Consider the following 22130-nt stretch of genomic DNA (forward strand, 5'->3'; position numbering starts at 1 on the left):
TACCGGAAGATGGGGATGTGCAGCTCCCCTACGTCCACCGCGTCACCAAGTACGACCCCGCCGACCGCGACGAACACGGCCACTACACCGGCACCTTGGACACCGTCAGCGACCACGGTGCGATCGAGGCGTCCTACCTTCAGGCGGTCGATGCCTTCGCCGCGGACACCGGTGTCGACCGCCTGTCAGTCCGCGAGCCGCACATCCCCTCCCTGGAGGACTTCGGGCTCGGCGGACTCCTTCCGACGGGTCTCGCCGAGTTCCACGACGGAACAGAGGTGCCGATCGGCACCGCACTGGAACTGGTGCGCCTCATGCTGCGCGACAGCGGCCTGTGGTGCCGACTGGAGGTGGAGGGCACCTTCGCGGTGCACGTCGGATGGGACCAGTATCTCTACGTCGGCAGCAGTCGGCCCTGCGAGGAGGCGTTGGTACGAACCCGCGCGCTCGGGCTGTTCCCGGAACGCCTGGACTCCTCTCCCTACGACATGGAGACCGACGGGGAGAACGTCCAGCGGCCGGGCGACGACGACTTCTGGGCCCGCCTGCACTGGGCGGTCGCCACGTACGGCGCCGGACTCCTGGAGGAGATGTACATCGAGGGCGTCTCGCGATGGCACCGCCTCACCTACGACACCATCGACACGGTGCGCGCCGGAATCGCGCCCCGCGCCTTGCTTGCCGTATGGCCCGACCTGTCCTCCGACATCGCAGCGGTCCTCGGCGGCCTCCCCACCGAAGGCCTCGTCGAAGGCGTCTGGCAGGACAAGGACGGTCGGATCCACAGCGCCATTGCCGACGAGGACGAGTTCTCGGAGCTGGCCGCCCGGATGTCCGGTGCCGACGCCGCAGCGCTTCTGTCCGTGTCCGCCGAAGAACGGACGCCCCTGTTCACCGCCGTCATGCCCGACAACGACGGTGTGGTAAGGGCCCGTTGGCGGACCGAGCCGACGCCGAGCGACCGGAACTGGGCCTTCCTCAAGACCCTTCACCGAGGCGAGATCGTCACCGGCACGGTGACCCACATCGCCGACTTCGGCGTCACCTTCGTGGACATCGGCGGCTTCGAAGCGATGATCAATGTCCCCGAGGTGTCATGGCGTCACATCAGCCACCCCTCCGAGGTCGTCTCCGTCGGTCAGCGGATCAGCGCCGAGGTTCTCGACGCCGACCCGATCCGGGAACGCGTGGCACTGTCCCTCAAGGCCCTGCAGGAAGACCCGATGCGGCAGCTGATCGGTCAGGTCGGCCGGACGGTCGTCGGCCGCGTCACCAAACTCGTACCGTTCGGTGTCTTCGTACGCATCGAGGAGAGGGCGAACGGTTTCGAGGGGCTGGTGCACACCGCCGAACTGGCCGACGAGCACCTGGAAACCCCGCAGTTGGGCATCCAGGTCGGTGACGCACTAACCGTCAAGATCCTCGACGTCGACCCGACCAGGCGTCGCATCACCCTCTCGCACCGTCAGGCGGTCTTCGAACTCTGACCCGAGTACGAATCAGGGCCGGTGAACAGGAACCCGCACAGAGCCGGGCTCGGCGGTGTCTCGACGAACGGCCATGCCAGGGTGCGCAGCGCCCGGTCGCCCTCGGTCGGACCGGTGGGCCGGGCGGTGTCCGTGTGCACCTGGACCAGGGCCATGCCCGTCACCGTCGCGTCTGTCTGCGCAGTGCCGTCACCGGTGACCATCCGTACCGCGTCGGGAGTGGGCAGGACGCCACGCAGGAAGATGCCGCCGGTCAGGGGCGCGTGGACGTGGTCGAGTAGCAGGCGTGTGAGGTGGGCGTAGTGCTCGATCGCCTCCTCGTCGAGACTGGTCAAAGGCCGATCCGGGTCGGGTATTTCGTCCCGTCTTCAGTCGTCCGAGGTCTGTTCCCCGGAGCGGTTGCGGCGTGTGTCGATGATCGAGTCGGCGACCGGCACCACGATCCAGCAGAGATACGCCCAGCCGGTGACGAGCGAGACCGGGATCGACACCAGGAAGCCCACCGCCACCATGCCGAGTCGGCGGATCGCCCGGGAGAACAGCTCCGGCGGAGTGCCGACGCGGAAGAGGTCGTCACGGCGGACTTCACGGACCATGAGTATGAACAGGAGGCAGGCCGCGAACTGCACGGTGGCGTAGAAGACGAACCGGGCCTGGAACGCTCCGTGGCCGCCGATCACGTCGGTCGCGAACGGGGTGATCACCAGCATGAGCAGCCAGTACATGGTCAGAGACGTCAACCGGCTGTTCGTCGCGGTGACATAGCGGAACACCCGATGGTGGGAGCGCCAGTGCGCGGCGATCACCACGAAGCTGATCATGAACGCCAGATAGCTCTCACGGTGTGACGTGGCCGAGTGCCACAGCTCGGAGTTGGTCGACCCCTCCGGTACCGGCAGCTCCAGAGCCAACAGCGTGAGCGCGATGGCGACGACCGCGTCTCCGAAGAACGTGAGTCGATCGCCGGAGACCGCCCGGCTCTCCATGTCCTCGTCCCCGGACGGCAGTTCTTGATCAGTCGAGACATCCATGGCAGCAGAGGATGCCACAAGCCGAAGAACGCAGGGGGAGTGGTACTGCTGTTCCTACCCACACGGGTGGCGGCCGGTGTTCCACGAAGAGGATCATCGAACAGGTGGGCCACGGCCCCGACCTGAGAGAGCCATGACCGACCAGCTGGACCCGTGTCCCGGCTTCGCCGGAGACGAAGGCGCCGGCTTCGCCGATCGCGCAGAACGGACACCGCCATGACCATGGCCTACCTCGCACAGCCCGAGCAGCAGCAGAAACTCGAATGGCTCGCCGGTGGTGAGTTCGCCGTGCTCCTGGACGCCGCGGCCACCGGTGGGCAGTTGACGGTGGGACGGTTCTCCGTCGCCAAGGGCGAGGCGCCGCCGTATCACAAGCACACGCGTGAGGACGAGGTCTTCATGCTGATCAAGGGCAGTGCGCTGCTGTGGTGCGACGACGAGGAGATGGAGTTGTCGGAGGGCGGCATCGTCTTCCTCCCGCGGAACGTCCCGCACGGCTACCGGATCACCTCCGACACGGCCGACCTGTTGATGATCTGCACGCCCGGCGGCATCGAGGGCATGTTCCGCCACGCCGGTCGTGACCTCACGACCCCTCGCCCCGAGGGCTTCGAGATCTCGCGGGACCTCATGGCCGAGGCTGCCGACAAGTACGGCCAGGTCATCGTCGGGCCACCGCGCTGACCAGCAGCAGATCCGCAGCAGATCCGCAGCTCCTCAGCCACCACGGCCTTCACCGGAAACACGAAAGGCACAGCCATGTCCCGGCAACAACGCCAGGCCCTCGACGACATGCTGCGACACGCTCCGCTCGACCTCGGAGGCGATGTCGTCGAACAGCGCGTCGTCTTCCGCGACATGATGGCCTCCATCCCGTTGCCTCCCGATGTCTCGACCACGGCGGGCGAACTGGGCGGCGTACCGGTCGTCACCGTCGAGACGCCGGCGAGCGACCCGGAGACCGTGGTCCTGTACCTGCACGGTGGCGCCTATGCCGTCGGCACGGCGGCCGACGCCGTGGGGCTGGCCGCCGAGATCGTCCGGCGCACCGACGCACGCGCCCTCTGTGTCGACTACCGGCTGGCCCCCGAGCACCCGTTCCCCGCGGCGGTCGACGACGCCCTGGCCGTCTACCGGTCCCTGCTCGACGACGGACTTCCCAGCTCCGCCATCGCCTTCGTCGGTGAGTCCGCAGGCGGCGGTCTCGTCGCCGCGACACTGGTCGCCGCCAAGGACGCGGGGCTGCCCCAGCCCTCGTCGGCCGCGGTCTTCTCCCCGTGGGTCGACCTGACCGTGTCCGGTGCCAGCGCGGTGAGCAAGGCGGCCGTCGATCCCGCACTGACCCCGGAGGGCCTGCGCAGGCGTGCCCGTGACTATCTGCGCGACACGGATCCCACCACCCCTCACGCCAGCCCCGTCTTCGCGGATCTGACCGGCCTGGCACCCCTGTTCATCCAGGTCGGCTCGCACGAGATCCTGCTGGACGACGCCATACGGCTCGCAGCGCGCGCCGCCGAACACGACGTTCAGGTCGAACTACAGGTCTGGCCCGAAGTACCGCACGTCTTCCAGGGGTTCGCCGTGATGCTCGACGAGGCCGTTGCCGCGCTCGACGCCGCCGCCGCGTTCACCCGGGCCCACTGGAGCAACGCCGTGACCCCACACGGCAGGACACGAGGAGCCGTCGAGTCCGTCGGGTAAAGAATCCGTTGCCCGGAGGCGGAACTTTCGCGTGCCGCACGGCATCTGGACGACGATGTTCTGCATGGCTACGACTAACCACTTCGGCATCGCTCTGCGGGGGTGGCGTGAGCGGGTGTCACCGCAGGACAGCGGGCTGGAGGCGGGCGGGGACCGACGCATCCCCGGACTGCGCCGGGAGGAACTGGCCCGGCTGGCGGGCCTGTCGGTCGACTACGTGGTCCGGCTGGAGCAGGGGCGCGCCCGTCATCCCTCGGCCCAGGTCGTCACCGCGCTGGCCAGGGCACTGCGCCTCGAACCGTCCGAGCGCGACCATCTGTTCCGCTGCGCCCAGCTCGCGCCGCCCTCGGCCGGGAACGTGTCGCGGCACGTGCCCGCGAGGGTGCACCGGCTCGTCGGCCGGCTGGCGGGCAACCCCACCGCGGTGTTCGCCGCCGACTGGACCCTCATCGGCTGGAACGAGATGTGGTCCGCCGCGGTCGGTGATCCCCGCACGTACGGCTGGGACGAGCGCAATCTCGTCGCCGGGATGTTCCGGCCGAGCGACGGACGGAGGAGGGAACCGATCGCGGGCTGGCCCGTCCGGTCCTGGGAGGGCGACGAAGTCGAGGAGGAGGACCTCGTCGCCGACCTGCGGGTGACCGCCGCGGCCCATCCCCATGACATGCGGCTCGTCGCCTTCGTCGAACGCATGCTGCGCGACAGTCCGCGCTTCGCCCACCTGTGGTCCAACGGCACGGCCCGCACCCATGTCGGAGACCGCAAGACCATCGAACATCCGCGGGTGGGAGACATCGACCTCGATCTCGACGTCGTGATGGCCGCCGGCACCGACCTCAGGATCGTCACGTACACGGCGGCGCCCGGGACGACCGACGCGGAGAAGCTGGACGACCTGCGCGCCGCCTGTCCGCTGCCGGATCGGAGCCCTGCCCCTTCCATATCGGGTACCTCGGGCCCGGGTTGAGGACGAAGAAGGATGAACTGGTCCATCAGCGCCCGCTGTTCGGGGTCGGCGGCTTGTCATCCTCTACGGCGACGCGGTGGCTAACCCTGTGTCGTGAAAGGGCCGTCGGCGAAGGCGAGTTGGGCGAAGCGTTCGCCGATGTGCCGGTGGGTGGCGGGGTCCGGGTGCAGGTTGTCGGGCAGGGGCAGTTCGGCGTGGTCTGCTTCGCCGTAGAGGGCTAGGCCGTCCAGGTAGTGCAGGTTCGGGTCGGTGGCTGCACGCTGCTCGACGATGCGGGCCAACTCGTCCCGGATCACGGTGAGGGTCAGTTTCCCGGCGGCGGTCTCCGCGGGATCGCCGGTGGCCACGAACCGCAACTGCCCCTCGCCGATGGCCCTGAGGTCCGGCGCGCTGGGCCCGGGTGTGTCCTCGTGGATGGCGCAGTAGAAGGGCGAGACGACCAGCAGCGGGGCGGTGGGGTGGCCGTCGCGGATCGTGTCGAGGAAACCGTGCACGGCCGGGCCGAAGGCGCGCAGCCGCATCAGGTCGCTGTTGACGAGGTTGATGCCGATCTTGACGCTGATCAGGTCGGCGGGGGTGTCGCGCATCGTGCGCGCGGTGAACGGGTCCAGCAGGGCGCCGCCGCCGAAACCCAGGTTGACCAGCTCCACCTTGCCCAGGGTGGCGGCCAGCGCGGGCCAAGTCCCGGTCGGAGCCTCGGCGTTGGAGCCGTGGCTTATCGAACTGCCGTGGTGCAGCCAGACCTTGCGGTCGCCGGGGAGTGGTGTGCGGACGGGGGCGTCGGTGCGCAGGGCGACCAACTGGGTGCTCTCGTTGTGCGGCAGCCAGATCTCGACGTCCTTCTCGTCGTCCGGCAGGCCGGTGAAACGCACGGTCTCCATCGGCCCAGGACGCGTCTCCACGGCCCCGGAAGTCATGTCCATGGTGACCGTGTCGCCGTCGCTCACACCGGCCCGGCCCATGAGCCGCCCCTCGACGAGGAGTTCGTACACGCCGTCCGGGCGTGGCAGCACTCCGACGTAGACCCGCTTCGTGGCCACGACGTCCAACTCGACGGCTGTGGCCCGGGTGCGGAAGACCAGCCGTACTCCGGAGGGCTGTGACTCCGCCATGGCCAGCTGGACGTCGGGGATCTGCCGCCGGACGCGGGCGGGCAACCGGTGGGGCAGGACGCCGCGTTCGGTGCGCTCCAGGTCGAGGGCGCCGCGCACGAGAGCGGCGGTGATGGGGGTGGTGGTCCAGCCGTTCTCGTCGTTCATCTCTTCGGTCTCGTCGGCTTCTTCGTTCAAGTGGGTGGGCGGGAGGGTCGGTCAGGAGGAAGCGGAGGTGGTGGGCCAGGTGCGCAGCAGGGCGTCGAGCGCGTTGAGGATCTCGGTCCAGCTCTCCTGCGAGTCGGGGGCGCTGTGGCTGAAGCCGCCCGCGGTCTCCAGGCCGACATAGCCGGTGAAGACGCTGCCCAACAGCCGCACCGCGTGCGTCTGGTGGGGTTCGGCCAGGTCGTATCCGCGCAGGATCGCCCGTGTCATCTGGGCGTGCCGGACACCGGCGCTGGCGGCCGCCGTATCCGGGTCGAGCCGGAACCGGGCCGCCGTGAAACGCCCAGGGTGCTTCAGGGCGTAGTCGCGGTAGACGTTCGCGAAGGCGGTCAGGGCGTCCTTGCCGGCCCGTCCGGCCACCGCGGCCGAGACCTGGTCGGCGAGTTCCTCCAGGGCGAGCAGCGCGATCCTGGTCTTGAGGTCGTGGGCGTTCTTCACGTGCGAGTACAGGCTCGCTGTCCTGACGCCGAACCGCCGGGCGAGCTCCGCGGGGGTCGCGTGCTCGAAACCGATCTCGTCGGCCAGGTCCGCCCCTGCCCGGACGAGACGTTCCGTGGTCAGTCCTGCCCGCCCGGTCCCTGTCATGTTCACCCTCCGAATCGAACCTCACCCCTGACAATGACGATTATGCATTTGCCTAACTTGATTAGGCAAATTAGCGTGCCCGTTATGAAGCCGCTGACCGAGCAAGAGATACGTACCGCGTTCGTGAACTGCACCAAGGGCGAGGCCAAGCGCTTGGCCGTCCCCCGTGACCTGGCCGAGCGCTGCTGGGACGACCTGGACTTCCTGGGCTGGCGCGATCCCCAGGCCCCCGACCGGGCCTACGTCGTGGCCGAACTGTCCAGCCGTCCCGTCGGCATCCAGCTGCGCGCCTCGGGCGCCGGCTCCTGGCAACTGCGCCGCAGCATGTGCTCGGTGTGCCTGACCACGCACACCGGGGGCGTCTCGCTGATGGTCGCGCCGAGGTCGGGGAAGGCCGGGCAGCAGGGCAACTCGGTCGGCATCTACATCTGCAGCGACCTGGCCTGTTCCCTGTACGTACGCGGAAAGAAGGACACGGGCATCGGCGCCCGCCTCCACGAGTCCCTCACCCTGCAGGAGAAGACCGAGCGGACCGTGGCGAACCTGGCCTCGTTCATCGCCAAGGTGAGCGCGTGACCTGGTAGCGCCTTCCGGGCGCTAGTCCAGCGCTTTCTCGAACGCGGCGCGATGGGCGGAGGTGTGGGCATGCTCGCGCTCGGACCACGCGATACGAGAGGCGATCAACTCGTCGGCCTCCAGCGGGTGTTCGGGGTCGATGAGGCGTTCACGCCACCAACTCGCGTTGCGGATCTGGCGGTCGAGCATCGCGTCGACGAGGCTCCCGCGAGCGGAGGCGTCGAGGCCGTAGGCGTCGGCGAGGATGCGCACCTGGACCGCCTGCGCCGCGGCGGGCGGAGCGGTGGGGCGGGAGGAGACGCACCATGTCCAGGCCGCGTATCCGACGTCTTCGAGGGGATCGCCGGGCGCGGCGGTGTCGAAGTCGATGAAGGCGAAGGGCAGGCCGTCGCGGAACACGGTGTTGTTCGGCCCGGGGTCGTGGTGGCAGACGACAGGGCACGACCCGGCGAGCGCGCAGCCACGGGTGGCGTCGTGCAGGGAACGGAGCAGGGCGCCGGCCGCGGTGACCTGTGCGTCGGTCCAGTGCCGGAACCTGGGCGGCACCTGACCGGGGAGGTAGCTGAACGTGTCGCGTCCGGCCGCGTCGAGGCCGAGGTGGCGCGGCGCTCCGGTGAAGCCGTGCTGTTCGAGGCGGCCGAGGAGTTGCGCGACGAAGGGCGACGCTTCCGTGACGGGTCGACGGACCGTGTCGCCGACGCGCACCACGCCAGGGGTGACGCGTCCTCCGCGCAGGGGTACTTCGCCGTCCTGCCCGGACAGGTGTGACTGCCCCATTGACCGTCCCTTCTCGTGCGCCGAAGCATGCACAGCGCGACCCCGAGCCGAGCGCAGTGCCGGTCTCCTCAACTCCCCCCTGTGCATACCGAAGTTAGGACGGGGCCGCGCTGGTTCCGGACGCCGGACCAGCGCGGCGGCACACTCACCTGGCGAGCTCGGTCGGCTCGTCCAACTGCGTCAACTTCCTTGGATTGCGCACCACATAGATCCGGGTGACCCGGCCGTCCTCCACCACGAGACTCACCGCGGACGGCTCGCCGTCGATCTCGATCCGGCCCGCGGGCTCGCCGTTGAGCCACACGGGCGTCGTGTCGAACGCGGCCACCAACCGGCTCGCGCGGGCGAGGATCGGCGCCACCAGGTCGACCCCGTGGATCGGGGCGAGAGCGGCGGCCACCACTCCGCCACCGTCGGTCACCAGCACCACGTCCGGCGCCATGACCTCCATCAGCTCCTGCAACTGCCCGGTCCGCAAAGCGCACAGGAACCGTTCCACCACGGCCTGCTGCTCCGACCGGCTGACCTGTACCCGCGGCCGTCGGGCCGCCACATGCTCGCGCGCCCGCCGCGCGACCTGCCGTACCGTGGCGGCGGACTTCCCGATGACCTCGGCGATCTCCCCGTACGGCATCTCGAACACCTCGCGCAGCACGAACACCGCCCGCTCGGTGGGCCCGAGCGTCTCCAGGACGGTCAGCATCGCGATCGACACGTTCTCCGCGAGCTCGACGTCCTCGGCGACATCAGGACTGGTGAGCAGGGGTTCCGGCAGCCACTCGCCGACGTAGTCCTCGCGGCGCCGCGACAGCGTGCGCAGCCGGTTGAGCGCCTGCCGGGTGACGAGCCGGATCAGGTACGACCGCGGGTCCCGCACCTGCGACTGATCGACGCCGGCCCACCGCAGCCAGGACTCCTGCAGCACGTCCTCCGCGTCGGCCGCCGACCCGAGCATCTCGTAGGCGACCGTGAACAGGAGGCTGCGGTGGGCGACGAAGGGGTCCTGGGTCATGCCGTCGACGCTACGTCGGCGCCGGCGTTCCCCGCCCGCGCGGCCAGTGGAATCCCGCATGCGTCGGAGTAGCCCTGCGAGGTGATGCCGTGTGCCGTGTTGCACCTGGCCGCCATGTTGGCGAAGCCGATGAACACGGTGAGTTCGACCAGTGCCGCGGGACCCAGCCGGTCGAGGAGGCTCTTCGACAGCTCGTCGGTGACGGTCGGCGGCGTGTTCGTCATGGCCTCGGCGTACTCCAGCACGTCCCGCTCCAGCGGCGTGAACACCTCCGACTGCCGCCAGCGCGGCACCTGGCTCGCCTTGGCCGGGTCCAGGTTCTGGTTCAGCGCGAGGAAGTAGTTGATGTCGAGGCACCAACTGCAGCCGACCTGTGCGGCGACGGCCATGTGCGCGAACGTCTTGAGACTCGCGTCGGCCGCATCCCACGTGCTCACCCTGGCGGTGAACTCCTGGTTGGCCTGGGCGAGTTGGGGCTGATTCCACAGCACTTCGACGGGCTCGGGCACGGCCCCGAGCTGCTTGAGCAGGTTCTCGCGGAGCTCGACGGGGAGCTCGGCCTTCGGGACGCGGAGCGTCATGGTGTTCTCCTTCTACGGGTGCCTGTGAGGCGGTTCGGCATAAAGACACCGCCCGGTCCGTGGATGTGACACCACGGTTCCTGATGGCCGGCAGGGATTACACGAAGGACGACCTCCTCGCCTACCAGGCCTGCATCACCCCGCACCTGGGACCAACTCGACGACGTGCGTGGCTGAGTCATGTGTGACCCAACACAACGCACGCCGACGACTGACGGCTCTCACCCTGGGTACTCACCGGCTCATGCGGATGAGCGTGGTGGACGTGGGGTCGAACACGGCTCGGCTCGTGGTGGCCGATGTCGGGGACGGAGCGCCGCTGCCCGTACACACGGCCAAGTGGAAGTTACGGCTCTCCGAACGCGTCGGGCCGCACGGGGAGATCCCCGAGGAATCCGTACGCCACCTCGTGAAGGCGGTGTCGGCCGCCACCGAGACCGCCCGGCAAGGGGGCGCGGCCGGGAGAGTTGGAGGGCGAACTCACGTTTCTCGGCGCCCGGCGCTGGATGGGCTGGCGCGCCGGGCCGCTCGCCCTCTTCGACATCGGCGGCGGATCGTTCGAGGTCGCGTTCGGCCGCGGCCGACTGCCGGACTTCGTGGCGTCCCTCCCGCTCGGCGCGGGCCGCCTCACCCGGGAGTTCTTCTACGGCCAGGACCCGCCGCCCGAGCAGACGGTCAAGGCACTGCGTCGCGAGGTACGCCACCAACTGCGGGACGTGGCCGCACGGATCCGCTGGGAAGGGCCACGGACCACGATGGTGACGTCACGTACCTTCCAGCAACTGGCACGGCTCTGCGGTGCCGCGCCAGGCCGCCCTCGCGACCTCCGAGCGGGCCCTGCTCCCAGGCGTCTCGGCACCGCGGGCCGCACAGAGCCTGGCCGGAGCCGTGGTCGGGCACACGGCCATGAAACTGACGGGCATCAAGACCGTCACCGTCTGCCCCCGGGGCATCCGTGAAGGAGTACTGCTGCGGTACATCGAGGACGCCGGGTCGTGGTGGACGGAGATGGCGCGCCGCAGCGACGACGCAGAACCAGCCGGGAGGGCGGCCCTCCGGCCCCTCTTCCCGCATCCTCCTGCCCTGAATTCGATCAGCTACATGCCGATCAACTCCGCGCGAAGTCAAGGAGATCCGAGTTGAACTGCTCGGCGAACCTGGGCACCATCGCCAGGCCGTGGGGAGCGCCCGGGTAGATCTTGTAGGTCGCGTCCTTGACGAGCTTCGAGGACTTGTCGGCGGAGGCCACTATGGGGACGATCTGGTCGTCGTCGCCGTGCACGATCAACGTGGGGACGTCGATCTTCTTGAGGTCTTCGGTGAGGTCGGTCTCGGAGAACGCCTTCACACAGTCATAAGCGCCCTTGATTCCCACGGTCATGCTCCAGAGCCAGAATTCGTCGCGGGTTCCCTGGGTGACGGTCGAGTCGTCCCGGTTGGCGCCGTAGAACGGGGCGCTGAGATCCTTGTAGAACTGCGAACGGTCCGTCTCCACGCCCTTGCGGATCTCGTCGAAGACCTCGATCGGCAACCCTTCGGGGTTGGCCTCCGTCTTGAGCATGAGTGGCGGGATCGCGCCGAGCAGGACGGCTTTCGCGACACGGTCCGAGCCGTGCCGGCCTATGTAGCGGGTGACTTCGCCGCCGCCGGTCGAGTGGCCGACCAGGATCACGTCACGCAGGTCGAGGGTTTCGATGACCGATGCCAGGTCGTCGGCGTACGTGTCGAGGTTGTTGCCGTCCCAGGGCTGACCGGAACGTCCGCCCCCGCGCCGGTCGTGGGCCACGACCCGGAAGCCGTTGTCCGCCATGAACTTCAGTTGGGGATCCCACGCGTCGGCGGTCAGTGGCCAGCCGTGGGAGAAGACGACGGGCTGTCCCGATCCCCAGTCCTTGTAGAAGATCTGCGTGCCGTCCGTGGTCGTGGCGAAGGGCATGGTGTGTTCCTCTCGAAATGATCGAACTTCTTGAGTACGTCACACGGAGAATCGACGGAAAAGGGTCAGGCGCGAGAGGCAACCTGAATGAGCACGTCGTCCACAACACTCTAGGCGAGGCGAGGCACTTCCGCGTGCCGAGCGAATTCCTGGCCGCTTCCACCGTAACCCGGGGGTGGAGCGAAAAACGTCAGACCGCGGATCGATCTCTCGCAGCCGCACGATGGCTACCGTTTCGGCCATGCCAGAACTGAAAGCACGGAACGTCGGCCCGTCCGGAATCGAGATCGCCTACGAACGGTTCGGTGACCCCGACGCACCGCCCGCCGTGCTGGTCATGGGAGCCGGTGCGCAGATGATCAACTGGCCGGAGGGGTTCTGCCAGGCGCTCGTGGACCGGGGTCTGCAGGTGATCCGCTTCGACACCCGCGACGCCGGCCGGTCGTCGCACTTCCCCGACGCGCCCATGCCGGATTTCGCGGCGGCCCTGGCCGGTGACCTCTCGACGGTGTCCTACACGCTCTCCGACCTGGCGGCCGACACCGTCGGCCTGCTCGATGCGCTCGACCTCACCGGCGCACACCTCGTCGGCTCCTCCATGGGCGGGATGATCGCCCAGATGATCGCGATCGAGTACCCGGAACGGGTCCGCTCGCTCACCTCGATGATGTCCACGACTGGTGAGCCCGGCATGGGGGAGGCCGACTTCTCGCTGTTCGCCGGACTGGGAGCACCGCCGCCGGACCGGGAGGCGTTCGTCGCGTGGCAGGTGCGCGCCCTGCGGCTCGCCGCGTCCCCGGGCTCGAAGTTCGACGCGTCCGCGGCGGCCGAGCGGGCCGGACGCGTCTTCGACCGGGGATACGACGCCCTCGGCATGCAGCGGCAGGGCCTCGCGGTCGTCGCGACGGGTGACCGCACCGCACGGCTGCGGTCACTACGGGTGCCCACACTGGTGGTGCACGGCGCCGCCGACATCGTGTGCGACGTCAGCGGCGGTCGCGCCACGGCCGCCGCCGTACCGGGCGCCGAACTGGTGATCCTTGAGGGGATGGGCCACAGCCTTCCGCAGGAGCTGTGGCCCGAACTCGCCACCCGCATCAGCGAGTTCGTCCACCGCACGGAGACGGCGGCGACTTGAGCTCTCGCCGACCGTGCCTGTCGTCAACGAGCGGGACAGGCAAGGTAGTTGCGGATGTAGACGGTGATACGCGCCCCGGTGACTGGAGTTGTTCCGCCCGTACTGAAACAGCGCTCCAAGGTCCTGGTCTTCGCCTGCTCCCGCGCGTCCGTGTCCGAGTGCGCACCCTCCGCATCGCGAACCGCGACGATCCGGCTGAATTCCAGAATGCGTTCCGGTATGTCCCGGGCGGGAAGCTCGATTCCGGCGAGCGTGTCGGAGGAAACGGGGTCCTGCGCCAGGGCGAGATCTCTCAGGGAACGAATGTCGGCGGGGGTTGCTTCCGTCCAGACCCGGTGTCGGGCCGGCAGATAGAGCAGTCCGTCTCCGGGGCGGCCCGCATGCCGTACCGCGTTGCCGATGGCGATCACGTCGTCGTGTCGGCTTTGCGGCGTCCGCAGGTAAAGGGTCGACGGGACGAGTGCGGTCAGGACAGCGACGGTGGCTACCCATGAAGTCCGAGAAGACAGCCGCCTTTTGTGGAAACCGTCGATCCCGGCACCGAGCAGCAATGCGAAGCCGATACTGCCGTAGAGGACGTACCGGTCGACGAAAAGGGGCTTGATCGGTGAGAAGAGGAGCAGCAGGAGGGCGGGGAGTACGAGAATCGGCAGGGCGAGGGACGGCAGTGATATCGGCCCCCTGGAATGCACGAGGCACCGGGAACAGCTCACGCCCACGACGACCATGGCCAGGAATCCCAGAAACTGCACCGGATCAGGCCAGGAAATCCAGGAGACCTGGCTCGACTGCCCCGAACTGCGGATCGCCAGGGGCAGCAGCCCGGCCGTGACGTACGCGGCCGTCATGGTCCACGCCCTCCGTACCGGGCGTGGAGCGCCGGAGACGAGCAACGTGACGCCGTGCGCGGGCAGGGCGAGGACGGCGAACTCGTGCAGCAGACAGGCAAGCAGCATGAGGGTGCCGTAGACCAGCCACCGCCACCATGTGTGCCGCGCGACGCCGGCGACCAGCGCACAGGTCGCCCAGGTGACGAGGGCACACACCATGGCATAGGAACGGCCTTCTTGCGTGTACTGCTGGATCTGCGGAACAAGCGGGAACAGGACACCCGCCAGCAGTCCGGCACGCGGTCCCGCGAGGCGCAGTCCGAGAAGTGCGATTCCGGCCGCCGCCACGGACATCGCCAGCACCGACGGCAGTCGCAACGTCAGCAGACCGCCACCGAAGAGGCCGTAGATCTCGTGCATGACGGCGTAATAGAAGGCGTGGACCAGATCGACATGCTGGGTGGTGCGCCAGATCTGGGTCAGGTTGCGGTGTGCGAGCTGACAGGTGACGGACTCGTCACCCCACATACTGTTCTGTCTGCGAATTCCCCAGAGTCCGAGAGCGAATGTCGCCGTCATTGGCGCGATGGTGACAAAGGCCCTGGCGCGGAATGCGGAGCGGTCGCCGGAGAATCCGGCGGACGAGCCGGAATTCGCCGGCCGCGTTTCCTGTTGACGGACGGTACTGATCGCGAACGGCCTCTCGGAGGGAACAAGGGGGCCGTCAGAGTGCCCGGTCTTCGCTGATCGGATGCTGACCCGACCTGATCACGGGATCAGGAAGCGGTTCGGGGACTGTGCGACGCTGCACGTCATGCGCATCCTGGTGATCGAAGACGAGATCGATCTCGCTCGTACCCTGCACACCGGCCTGACCGCCGAGGGATACAGCGTCGATCTCGCCCACGACGGCCGACAGGGACTGTGGATGGCCCGGACCGGCGCATACGCGCTCGTCGTCCTGGACCTGATGCTGCCCGGCCTCAACGGCTACAAGGTGTGCGCCCAGTTGCGCCGCGAGGGCAACACCACTCCCATCCTGGTGCTCACCGCGAAGGACGGCGAATGGGATCAGGCGGAGGCCCTGGACACCGGGGCCGACGACTACCTGTCCAAGCCCTTCTCCTATGTGGTGCTCGTCGCGCGGCTACGGGCCCTGGTGCGGAGGGCTTCGACGACCGCTCTGCCCGTCCTCGCGGTGGGCGATCTCTCGGTGGACGTCGCCGCCCGGGTCTGCCGCCGGGCCGGTACCCGGGTGGACCTCACGCCTCGCGAGTTCGCCGTGCTGGAACTGCTGGCCCGCCGGGCGGGACAGCCGGTGTCGAAAAGCGACCTGCTGCATCACGCGTGGCCCGACGAGGCTTGGGATCCCAACCTGGTGGAGGCACGCGTCAGCGCGCTCCGCAAGAAGCTGGACGCCGCGTTCGACCGGCGGTCCCTGCAGACCGTACGGGGAATCGGCTACCGGCTGGTGGACGACCGTGAACGCGCCTGAGCCGCGGCGCCGTCGGTGGCCGCGTTCGGTACGGGCCCGCGCCGCCCTGGCCGCCACCTCGGCCGCCGCCGTCGTCCTCGTCGGCATCGGCTGGTGGCTCCACCGTGACGTGTACCGGCAGAGCATGGACACCACCGAAGTGCAGGCGCAGGAACAACTCTGGTCTCTCGTCGGCCAGTTGCACGAGGGTGTCGCGCCCGGTGACAGAAGTGCCCTGCCCTACGAGATCGTTGCCACCGGCCGACGGTCCGCGGTGGCCCGCAGTTCCGTTCTGGACGGCTTCGACTCCGGCACCCGGCATGTGCTGCCCGCGCCGCCGACGTCCGGGCGGTTCGAGGCGTGGAACATCCGCACCGTCCGCATACCGGCCCGGCACGAGAACACGTACGGGAGTGCCGAACTGGCCGGCCGCACCTTCCGGGCCATGACCGCCGACGTCAGGGCGAGCGAACTCGGCCACACCAAAGCCGCCGAACTGGGCATTGCCGACGACGCCACGCTGCGGGTCTACGTCGTCCTCACCCCGCACGCCGCCGAGGCGGTCGTCACGACCGCCGACGGACTGCTGCTGCGCGCCGGGATCGCCGGTCTCGTCCTGATCGCCGCAGTCGCCTACACCGCCACCCGGCTCGCCCTGCGGCCGGTCGAGGCCATCCGCGCCCGTACCGCCTCGGTGACCGCGACCGAGCCCCGTGAGCGCGTCGACGTCCCTGACACGGGAGACGAGATCGCCGCCCTGGCCACCACCATCAACGCCACCCTCCAGCGCCTCGACGACGCCGCCGCCCAGCAGCGACGCTTCGTCGCGGACGCCGCCCACGAACTGCGCAGCCCCCTCACCACGTTGCTGGCCAGCCTGGAGGTCGCGCTCGCCTATCCCGAGCGCACCGACTGGCCCGCCGCGACCGCCACAGCCGTACGACAGACCCGTCGCCTGCAGGCGCTCGCCGAGGACCTCCTGCTACTGGCCCGGCTCGATGCCCGCGCCCCGGCGAGCGGGCCCGCCACCGTCGACCTGGCGGCCCTCGCCTCCCGGCTGACCGACCAATACCCGCTCGCAGAGGGGCAGTTGACCCTCACCTGCGACAGCACCGGTCCCGCACTCGTCCAGGGTGACCGGAGCGAACTCGAACGGCTGCTGCGCAATCTCGTGGACAACGCCGTCCGCCATGCCGCGAGCCGTGTCCTGATCACCGTTCACCATGAGGGTGGTGGGGTCGTCACGGAGGTGTACGACGACGGACCGGGCGTGCCCGCCGAGGACGCGGAGCGCATCTTCGAACGCTTCACCCGGCTCGACGACGCCCGCTCACGCGACGCCGGCGGCAGCGGCCTGGGCCTCGCCATCGCCCGCGACCTCGCCCACTGCCATCACGGCACGCTCACGCTCACCCTCACGGGCCGTCCACCCGGAGCGAGTTTCGTGCTGCGGCTGCCGCAGGCGTCTCTCCCGCCTTCGAGCGGTGCGACAAATTCGTTGGACAACTCGTCTACCGGCGGCGAGCGTTGACGCAATGTGGCAGGAGAAGATCTGGAACGCCGACGCAGCCCAGCGGTATGACACGCCAGGCACCGGCATGTTCGCGTCCGACACCCTGGGGCCGACGGTGGACCGCCTCGCCCAACTCGCGGGGGAGGGGGCAGCGCTTGAGTTCGCCGTCGGGACCGGCCGGGTGGCCGTCCCGCTCGCCGAGCGCGGAGTCCCCGTCACCGGCATCGAGTTGTCACCCCCGATGGTCGAGCAACTGCGAACCAAGGCGGACGAAGCGACGATCCCCGTGATCATCGGAGACATGACGACCACTGTCGCCCCCGGGAAGTACAGCCTGGTCTACCTCGTCTACAACACGATCTCCAACCTGCTCACCCAGGCCGGTCAGGTCGAGTGCTTCCGCAACGCCGCCCGCCACCTCACGCCCGGTGGCCGGTTCGTGATCGAGCTCTGGGTGCCCGAGTTGCGCAAGCTCCCGCCAGGACAGACAGCCACGGTCTGGCAGACCGACCACGACTACATCGGTCTGGACACCTACGACGTCCTGCGGCAGCACGTCGTCTCGCACCACTTCCGGTTCGACGAGACCGAGCAGGCGCAACTCTTCCGCAGCCCTCACCGCTACATCTGGCCGGCCGAACTCGACCTCATGGCTCAACTCGCCGGCTTCGAACTGGAGACGAGGCATGCGGACTGGTGCGGCGCCGAGTTCACCGCCGAGTCGCGTTCCCACGTCTCCGTGTACCGCATCCCGCCGATACCGTAGCCGCCTCAACTCGGTGCCGTGGTCCGGCACTTGTGCCCCACCGCTGTGGGGCATCCGTCAGTCCGGGGCATCCGTCAACGCGATGCGGGCGGTGATCCGCTTGCCCACCGACTCGCGCTGTGCCTCGAAGCCGCGTGCGACGGCCCGCACGATCTCCAGACCGTGCTGCCCCACCCGTTGGGCATCAGCGGCGTGGGCGAGCGGCAGCACCGGGTCGGAGTCCCACACCTCCACCTCGACCAGGGCATCGACGATCCGCAGATCCATCAGCACCGGGCCGGGCGCGTACGTGCGGGCATTGGTGACCAGTTCGCTGACCACCAACTGCGTGAGATCCATGGCGCGGGCCGACACCGGCAGTCCGTACTGGGCCCGTGCCCGGATCAGGAACGTCGCGGCCAGTCGGCGGGCTTCGGCGACGCACGAGCCGTCCCCGTCCAACGCCACGGTGGACCGTATGGCCTGAGCCCGGGGCTGCAGCGCTGTGTCGTCGTCCTCCGATGCGTCTGGTTCCATCCGGATCGTCTCACCGCCTTCCGCGTTCCCCGCGCATACCCCGTGAGGTAACGACCACTCCGTCAATTTCCGGCGGCTCCACCGGACACGGTCGACGGTCAGGACCCCTCGCGCGCTGACCGGTGGGGCGCCCTTATGAGGACACCGGAAGCGGGCAATGGACAGTCGGTGTGGCAACGACCCTGGAATTCCCTGTACTGCTGCGGCTGCTGGACGTGTTGGGGCGGGTCGCAGTCACCGCAGACCAGCGGTGCCGTGGCCCGGCACCAGGTCCAGGAGGCCACGGTGCACACCTACGACGCCCAGCTCACCGAGGGCGCCTCGCAGTCACTGCCGGAGGCGGCGGCGCACAGGCCACCCCTCTCCCCACCATGCCCGCCACCGCGGCCGACGCTTCTGCCCGGGACGCTGTCGATCGGGACTACTGCTCGAAGACGGACCCGCTCGGTTAGGGTGCTCGCGGAGGTGGTCAAGTGGCCGACAGTGCGCCGGAGTTGAGCGAGTCGCCGGAATCCACGACCGTGGTGGTGATCGGTGCGGGCCCGGCCGGTCTGACCGTCGCCAACCTGTTGCGGAGCAGCGGTATCGACTGCGTCGTCCTGGAACGCCAGACCCGCGAATACGTGGCAGAGCGCCAGCGGGCCGGCATCGTCGAGACCCGCGCCGTGCGCATGTTCGACTCCTGGGGGCTGGCCGACCGTGTCCTGGGCGGTGTCCCGCACCAGGGCATCCTGGAGGTCCGGGTCGACGGCGAGACCCATCTGGTGTCCGACTACGACGGCTCCGAAGGTCCTACGGCCCGACTCTGCCCCCAGCAGATGCTGGTCCAGAAGCTCACTGCCGCGTATCTGGCGGACGGCGGTGACCTGCGCTTCGAGGCAGCGGACGTCTCCCTGCACGACTTGACCGGCGAACAGCCGACCGTCCGCTACCGCACCGCTGACGGCAGCCTCCGCACCCTCACCTGCACCTTCGTCGCGGGCTGCGACGGCGACCACGGCATCAGCCGCACCGCCGTCCCCGACGGGGCCCTCACGCCGTACGCCTTCGATCACGGCATCGGCTGGCTGACGGTCCTGGCCGATGCCCCGCCCCCGGCCCACCCGCTCCTGGCCGTCAGCCCGCAGGGCTTCGCCGCCCACTTCCCGCGGGGCCCGTACACCAGCCGTTACTACCTCCAGTGCCCGCCGGACGATCACCCCGACGCCTGGTCCGACGCCCGCGTCTGGGACGCCCTGCGCACCCGGCTCGGCGACGCGGACCTCGTCTCCGGCCCGATCACCGACCGCGAGATCTTCCGGCTCCGCAGCCTGGTCCACGACCCGATGCAGTACGGCCGGCTCTTCCTCGTCGGAGACGCGGCCCACATCGTCTCGCCGATGGGCGGCAAGGGGATGAACCTCGCCCTCTACGACGCTGACCTCTTCGCCCGGGCCGTACGCGACTCCGTCCACGACCACGACGACACGGCCCTGGGCACCTACTCGCAGCGTTGTCTGCGCCGGGTCTGGAACGACCAGGAGTTCTCCCACTGGATGACCCGGATGCTCCATGACGCCGGCGACGCCTCCCGCTCCGGTCCCTTCCACCGCGGACTGGCCCGCGCCCGACTCGACCGGCTCTTCACGTCCCCCACCGCGGCCCTCGCCTTCTCCGAGCTCATGACGGGGCTCGACCTCGTCGAGGACGCCGGAGCGCCCTCGACGGCCTAGTGTTCGGCGTCGGTCAGGTACCGACACCCGTCAGATCAAGAGCGTCAGATCACGCGGGTGCCGGGACGTCCCGGACGAGATGGCGGACGAAGAACCGGACCGCGCTGTGCGCCTCGAACCTGGGCAGTTCCTTGTGTGTGCCCGAGTTGACGTGCAACGACTTCTCCTTCGAGGCGAAGGCGTCGAACAACGCGAGACCGGACTCGCGCGGGATGTGTTCGTCGTCCCACTGGAGCGCGTACTCGATCGGGATGGTGATCTGCCGGGCCTGCTCGGCGAGGGCCTCGGGCCAGTGGAGGCCGAACACCGCGGCGGTGATGCGGGGTTCGACCGCCGTCAGCGGCACCCCGATCGCCGTGCCCATGTTCAGGCCGTAGTAGCCCACGGGTCCGTCGGCGCCGATCTCCGGCACCTTCTGGAGGGCGTCCAGGGTCGCCAGCCACTCCGGTACGGCGCGCTCCGCGAGGTGGGCGTTGTACCGGACGACGATCTCGCCGACCGGTTCGCCCGCGGCCATCGCCCGCTGCATCGCGTCGATCTCCAGCTCGTCGTGCGCGGTGCGGGGGCGGCCGCCATGACCGGGGGCGTCGATGACGGCGACATGGAAACCACCGTCGGCCACCAGGAGTTGGGCACGGCCCACCATCGCCGGTGACTTCCTGTGGTTGCCGCCGCCGTGCCCCATCAGTACGAGGGGCGCGTGGTCGGCACCGGATTCGGGCGACCAGAGGGCGCCGGTGACATCACCGATGGTGAAGTCGCGCTGAATGACACCGCTCGACGTGGTCTCCGCGGTGAAGTACAAGTGTTCAGAATTCATGGTTGTCGCCTTTCGGGATCGCCTTGTTGCGGAGGCGCTCCCGGCGACACCTATGTCACTGGCCCAACCGTGCTGAAAAGGGGGAGCACCCACCTGGATACAGCGTTCATGGGTCTCACCTCCTCGTGCGTCATCACGGCCTCCGGCAAATTAGCAGCCCGGTCGTCGTCGCTGCCAACCCTTTTCCCCACGTCGCTTCCGCGCGCGTCCGGCACGGCTGCCCGAGCGATTACGGTATCGGGAAGATCGTCCGGGACCCTCGGGTCCACCAGATCCTGGAAGGAACCGACAAGCCCATGCGCGCCGGCACCGACGACTCCGTACTCCTGCGTACCGAGGGACGTGCCGCGTACCTCACCCTCAACCGGCCCAAGGCGCTCAACGCCCTGACCCACACCATGGTCCGCCGCATCGACGAGGCGCTGACGGCCTGGGAGCACGACCCGGCCGTCGAGACCGTCGTCCTCACCGGCGCGGGGGAGCGGGGGCTGTGCGCGGGCGGCGACATCCGCGCCATCCACGACGACGCCCGCGACGGCGACGGTTCGGCGTCCGCCGCCTTCTGGTACGACGAGTACCGGCTCAACGCCCGCATCGCCCGCTACCCGAAGCCGTATGTCGCCGTCATGGACGGCATCGTCATGGGCGCTGGCGTCGGTGTTTCCGCGCACGGCAGCGTCCGGATCGTCACCGAACGCTCGCGCGTCGCCATGCCCGAGACCGGCATCGGCTTCGTGCCGGACGTCGGCGGCACGTATCTCCTCGCCCGCGCGCCCGGGGAACTCGGCACTCACCTGGCGCTGACCGGCGCCCAAGTGGGCGCGTCCGACGCCCTGTTGTGCGATCTCGCCGACCACTACGTACCGTCGCGATCCCTGCCGTCGCTGCTGGACGACCTCGCCCACGCACCGGCACGGGAGGTTCTGGGCCGGTACGTACGGCCGGCCCCGCCCGGTGAACTCGCCGCCGCGCAGGCCTGGATGGACGTCTGCTACTCCGCCCGCACCGTCGAAGAGGTCGTCGGGCGTCTGCTCGACCACGGCGACAGCGCGGCCAAGGAAGCCGCCGAAACGCTGCTGACCAAGTCACCCACCTCCCTCAAGGTCACCCTCGCCGCACTCCGCAGGGCCCGGCGACTCGGCGCACTGGAGGAGGTCCTCGACCAGGAGTATCGGGTCTCCTGCCACGCGCTGGCCGCTCCCGACCTGGTGGAGGGCATCCGCGCCCAGATCATCGACAAGGACCGCAACCCACGCTGGTCGCCGCCCACGCTCACTGAGGTCACCGACGCGGACGTCGAGCGCTTCTTCACCCCTCTTGGCGAGCGCGAACTCGGCCTCGGAGGACCCGACACGACTTGCCACTCCGGGTGACCGGCCGCGGCACTGTCGC

At 69.1% G+C, this 22130-nt stretch carries 22 protein-coding genes and 1 pseudogene; 12 read left to right on the plus strand and 11 right to left on the minus strand.

What is annotated here, in order from left to right; all coding sequences use genetic code 11:
- Positions 1-17: 17 nt before the first annotated feature.
- Complete coding sequence (locus tag AB0I69_RS32305; RefSeq protein WP_363099281.1) at positions 18-1487, plus strand: S1 RNA-binding domain-containing protein; 1470 nt, start codon at positions 18-20, stop codon at positions 1485-1487.
- Here AB0I69_RS32305 and AB0I69_RS32310 read toward each other — a convergent pair.
- Both AB0I69_RS32310 and AB0I69_RS32315 read right to left on the minus strand, forming a co-directional pair.
- Complete coding sequence (locus AB0I69_RS32310) at positions 1466-1822, minus strand: hypothetical protein (RefSeq protein WP_363099282.1); 357 nt, start codon at positions 1820-1822, stop codon at positions 1466-1468. The two genes, AB0I69_RS32305 and AB0I69_RS32310, sit on opposite strands and share 22 nt — an antisense overlap.
- A 33-nt stretch (positions 1823-1855) precedes the next feature.
- Entirely contained in the window at positions 1856-2518 is a 663-nt protein-coding gene (locus tag AB0I69_RS32315) for a TMEM175 family protein (RefSeq protein ID WP_363099283.1), read from the minus strand.
- 216 nt (positions 2519-2734) lie between these two features.
- On the opposite strand from AB0I69_RS32315, the gene AB0I69_RS32320 reads away from it, so the two are divergent.
- From AB0I69_RS32320 to AB0I69_RS32330, 3 genes are all read left to right on the plus strand, one after another.
- Positions 2735-3202, plus strand: coding sequence for a cupin domain-containing protein (locus AB0I69_RS32320; RefSeq protein WP_363099284.1), 468 nt, complete (start codon positions 2735-2737; stop codon positions 3200-3202).
- Between the two features lie 75 nt (positions 3203-3277).
- Complete coding sequence (locus tag AB0I69_RS32325; protein WP_363099285.1) at positions 3278-4219, plus strand: alpha/beta hydrolase; 942 nt, start codon at positions 3278-3280, stop codon at positions 4217-4219.
- Between the two features lie 64 nt (positions 4220-4283).
- Positions 4284-5186 carry a helix-turn-helix transcriptional regulator gene (locus AB0I69_RS32330; RefSeq protein ID WP_363099286.1) on the plus strand — a complete coding sequence of 301 codons (903 nt, stop codon included), beginning with the start codon at positions 4284-4286 and terminating at the stop codon, positions 5184-5186.
- 80 nt (positions 5187-5266) lie between these two features.
- Here the strand turns inward: AB0I69_RS32330 and AB0I69_RS32335 are convergent, their stop codons facing one another.
- Both AB0I69_RS32335 and AB0I69_RS32340 read right to left on the minus strand, forming a co-directional pair.
- Positions 5267-6445: a GDSL-type esterase/lipase family protein gene (locus AB0I69_RS32335; RefSeq protein WP_363099484.1), complete on the minus strand. Its 1179-nt coding sequence runs from the start codon at positions 6443-6445 to the stop codon at positions 5267-5269.
- A 51-nt stretch (positions 6446-6496) separates the two neighbouring features.
- Positions 6497-7087, minus strand: coding sequence for a WHG domain-containing protein (locus AB0I69_RS32340; RefSeq protein WP_363099287.1), 591 nt, complete (start codon positions 7085-7087; stop codon positions 6497-6499).
- Between the two features lie 84 nt (positions 7088-7171).
- Between AB0I69_RS32340 and AB0I69_RS32345 the strand changes: the two genes are divergently transcribed.
- Positions 7172-7663, plus strand: a complete 492-nt coding sequence (locus AB0I69_RS32345) for an FBP domain-containing protein (RefSeq protein ID WP_363099288.1) — start codon at positions 7172-7174, stop codon at positions 7661-7663.
- Between the two features lie 21 nt (positions 7664-7684).
- Here AB0I69_RS32345 and AB0I69_RS32350 read toward each other — a convergent pair whose 3' ends face one another.
- From AB0I69_RS32350 to AB0I69_RS32360, 3 genes are all read right to left on the minus strand, one after another.
- Positions 7685-8440: an aminoglycoside phosphotransferase family protein gene (locus tag AB0I69_RS32350; RefSeq protein WP_363099289.1), complete on the minus strand. Its 756-nt coding sequence runs from the start codon at positions 8438-8440 to the stop codon at positions 7685-7687.
- 145 nt (positions 8441-8585) lie between these two features.
- On the minus strand, positions 8586-9452 hold the full coding sequence (locus AB0I69_RS32355) for an RNA polymerase sigma-70 factor (RefSeq protein ID WP_363099290.1): 867 nt from the start codon (positions 9450-9452) through the stop codon (positions 8586-8588).
- Positions 9449-10033, minus strand: coding sequence for a carboxymuconolactone decarboxylase family protein (locus tag AB0I69_RS32360; RefSeq protein ID WP_363099291.1), 585 nt, complete (start codon positions 10031-10033; stop codon positions 9449-9451). Before AB0I69_RS32360 ends, AB0I69_RS32355 begins: the two co-directional genes overlap by 4 nt.
- A 244-nt stretch (positions 10034-10277) precedes the next feature.
- Between AB0I69_RS32360 and AB0I69_RS32365 the strand changes: the two are divergent.
- Positions 10278-11176 (plus strand): annotated as a pseudogene (locus AB0I69_RS32365) (Ppx/GppA family phosphatase).
- Here the strand turns inward: AB0I69_RS32365 and AB0I69_RS32370 are convergent.
- Complete coding sequence (locus tag AB0I69_RS32370; protein ID WP_363099292.1) at positions 11142-11969, minus strand: alpha/beta hydrolase; 828 nt, start codon at positions 11967-11969, stop codon at positions 11142-11144. The pseudogene AB0I69_RS32365 and the gene AB0I69_RS32370 overlap by 35 nt on opposite strands.
- 241 nt (positions 11970-12210) lie before the next feature.
- Here AB0I69_RS32370 and AB0I69_RS32375 point away from each other — a divergent pair, with 241 nt between their 5' ends.
- The gene (locus tag AB0I69_RS32375; RefSeq protein ID WP_363099293.1) at positions 12211-13107 is read left to right on the plus strand and encodes an alpha/beta hydrolase; all 897 of its coding nucleotides are present in this window, start codon (positions 12211-12213) and stop codon (positions 13105-13107) included.
- Between the two features lie 23 nt (positions 13108-13130).
- Here the strand turns inward: AB0I69_RS32375 and AB0I69_RS32380 are convergent, their stop codons facing one another.
- Positions 13131-14465 (minus strand): glycosyltransferase family 39 protein, encoded by a 1335-nt coding sequence (locus tag AB0I69_RS32380; RefSeq protein WP_363099294.1) that lies wholly within the window; start codon positions 14463-14465, stop codon positions 13131-13133.
- 286 nt (positions 14466-14751) lie between these two features.
- Between AB0I69_RS32380 and AB0I69_RS32385 the strand changes: the two genes are divergently transcribed.
- Genes AB0I69_RS32385 through AB0I69_RS32395 form a run of 3 tightly spaced genes read left to right on the plus strand, consistent with a single transcriptional unit; the run spans position 14752 to position 17690 of the window.
- Entirely contained in the window at positions 14752-15432 is a 681-nt protein-coding gene (locus tag AB0I69_RS32385) for a response regulator transcription factor (protein WP_363099295.1), read from the plus strand.
- The gene (locus tag AB0I69_RS32390; RefSeq protein ID WP_363099296.1) at positions 15419-16942 is read left to right on the plus strand and encodes an ATP-binding protein; all 1524 of its coding nucleotides are present in this window, start codon (positions 15419-15421) and stop codon (positions 16940-16942) included. Before AB0I69_RS32385 ends, AB0I69_RS32390 begins: the two co-directional genes overlap by 14 nt.
- Positions 16943-16946: 4 nt before the next feature.
- Positions 16947-17690: a class I SAM-dependent methyltransferase gene (locus AB0I69_RS32395; RefSeq protein WP_363099297.1), complete on the plus strand. Its 744-nt coding sequence runs from the start codon at positions 16947-16949 to the stop codon at positions 17688-17690.
- 57 nt (positions 17691-17747) lie between these two features.
- On the opposite strand, the gene AB0I69_RS32400 is transcribed toward AB0I69_RS32395, so the two are convergent.
- Positions 17748-18206, minus strand: coding sequence for an ATP-binding protein (locus AB0I69_RS32400; protein ID WP_363099298.1), 459 nt, complete (start codon positions 18204-18206; stop codon positions 17748-17750).
- 473 nt (positions 18207-18679) lie between these two features.
- Here AB0I69_RS32400 and AB0I69_RS32405 point away from each other — a divergent pair, with 473 nt between their 5' ends.
- Positions 18680-19918 (plus strand): 4-hydroxybenzoate 3-monooxygenase, encoded by a 1239-nt coding sequence (locus AB0I69_RS32405; RefSeq protein WP_363099299.1) that lies wholly within the window; start codon positions 18680-18682, stop codon positions 19916-19918.
- 49 nt (positions 19919-19967) lie between these two features.
- On the opposite strand, the gene AB0I69_RS32410 is transcribed toward AB0I69_RS32405, so the two are convergent.
- The gene (locus tag AB0I69_RS32410) at positions 19968-20738 is read right to left on the minus strand and encodes an alpha/beta hydrolase (protein WP_363099300.1); all 771 of its coding nucleotides are present in this window, start codon (positions 20736-20738) and stop codon (positions 19968-19970) included.
- A gap of 296 nt (positions 20739-21034) precedes the next feature.
- On the opposite strand from AB0I69_RS32410, the gene AB0I69_RS32415 reads away from it, so the two are divergent.
- Positions 21035-22111, plus strand: coding sequence for an enoyl-CoA hydratase/isomerase family protein (locus tag AB0I69_RS32415; protein WP_363099301.1), 1077 nt, complete (start codon positions 21035-21037; stop codon positions 22109-22111).
- Positions 22112-22130 lie beyond the last annotated feature (19 nt).

Origin of the sequence: Streptomyces sp. NPDC050508 (genome assembly GCF_040655155.1) — a bacterium.
Taxonomy (GTDB): Bacteria; Actinomycetota; Actinomycetes; order Streptomycetales; family Streptomycetaceae; genus Streptomyces.

Excerpts from the sequence above, each read along its gene's own strand:
- AB0I69_RS32315 (WP_363099283.1), bottom strand. The coding sequence starts at position 2,518 with ATGGATGTCTCGACTGATCAAGAACTGCCGTCCGGGGACGAGGACATG.
- AB0I69_RS32320 (WP_363099284.1), top strand. The coding sequence starts at position 2,735 with ATGACCATGGCCTACCTCGCACAGCCCGAGCAGCAGCAGAAACTCGAA.
- AB0I69_RS32325 (WP_363099285.1), top strand. The coding sequence starts at position 3,278 with ATGTCCCGGCAACAACGCCAGGCCCTCGACGACATGCTGCGACACGCT.
- AB0I69_RS32330 (WP_363099286.1), top strand. The coding sequence starts at position 4,284 with ATGGCTACGACTAACCACTTCGGCATCGCTCTGCGGGGGTGGCGTGAG.
- AB0I69_RS32335 (WP_363099484.1), bottom strand. The coding sequence starts at position 6,445 with ATGAACGACGAGAACGGCTGGACCACCACCCCCATCACCGCCGCTCTC.
- AB0I69_RS32340 (WP_363099287.1), bottom strand. The coding sequence starts at position 7,087 with ATGACAGGGACCGGGCGGGCAGGACTGACCACGGAACGTCTCGTCCGG.
- AB0I69_RS32345 (WP_363099288.1), top strand. The coding sequence starts at position 7,172 with ATGAAGCCGCTGACCGAGCAAGAGATACGTACCGCGTTCGTGAACTGC.
- AB0I69_RS32350 (WP_363099289.1), bottom strand. The coding sequence starts at position 8,440 with ATGGGGCAGTCACACCTGTCCGGGCAGGACGGCGAAGTACCCCTGCGC.
- AB0I69_RS32355 (WP_363099290.1), bottom strand. The coding sequence starts at position 9,452 with ATGACCCAGGACCCCTTCGTCGCCCACCGCAGCCTCCTGTTCACGGTC.
- AB0I69_RS32360 (WP_363099291.1), bottom strand. The coding sequence starts at position 10,033 with ATGACGCTCCGCGTCCCGAAGGCCGAGCTCCCCGTCGAGCTCCGCGAG.
- AB0I69_RS32370 (WP_363099292.1), bottom strand. The coding sequence starts at position 11,969 with ATGCCCTTCGCCACGACCACGGACGGCACGCAGATCTTCTACAAGGAC.
- AB0I69_RS32375 (WP_363099293.1), top strand. The coding sequence starts at position 12,211 with ATGCCAGAACTGAAAGCACGGAACGTCGGCCCGTCCGGAATCGAGATC.
- AB0I69_RS32380 (WP_363099294.1), bottom strand. The coding sequence starts at position 14,465 with ATGTGGGGTGACGAGTCCGTCACCTGTCAGCTCGCACACCGCAACCTG.
- AB0I69_RS32385 (WP_363099295.1), top strand. The coding sequence starts at position 14,752 with ATGCGCATCCTGGTGATCGAAGACGAGATCGATCTCGCTCGTACCCTG.
- AB0I69_RS32395 (WP_363099297.1), top strand. The coding sequence starts at position 16,947 with ATGTGGCAGGAGAAGATCTGGAACGCCGACGCAGCCCAGCGGTATGAC.
- AB0I69_RS32400 (WP_363099298.1), bottom strand. The coding sequence starts at position 18,206 with ATGGAACCAGACGCATCGGAGGACGACGACACAGCGCTGCAGCCCCGG.
- AB0I69_RS32410 (WP_363099300.1), bottom strand. The coding sequence starts at position 20,738 with ATGAATTCTGAACACTTGTACTTCACCGCGGAGACCACGTCGAGCGGT.
- AB0I69_RS32415 (WP_363099301.1), top strand. The coding sequence starts at position 21,035 with ATGCGCGCCGGCACCGACGACTCCGTACTCCTGCGTACCGAGGGACGT.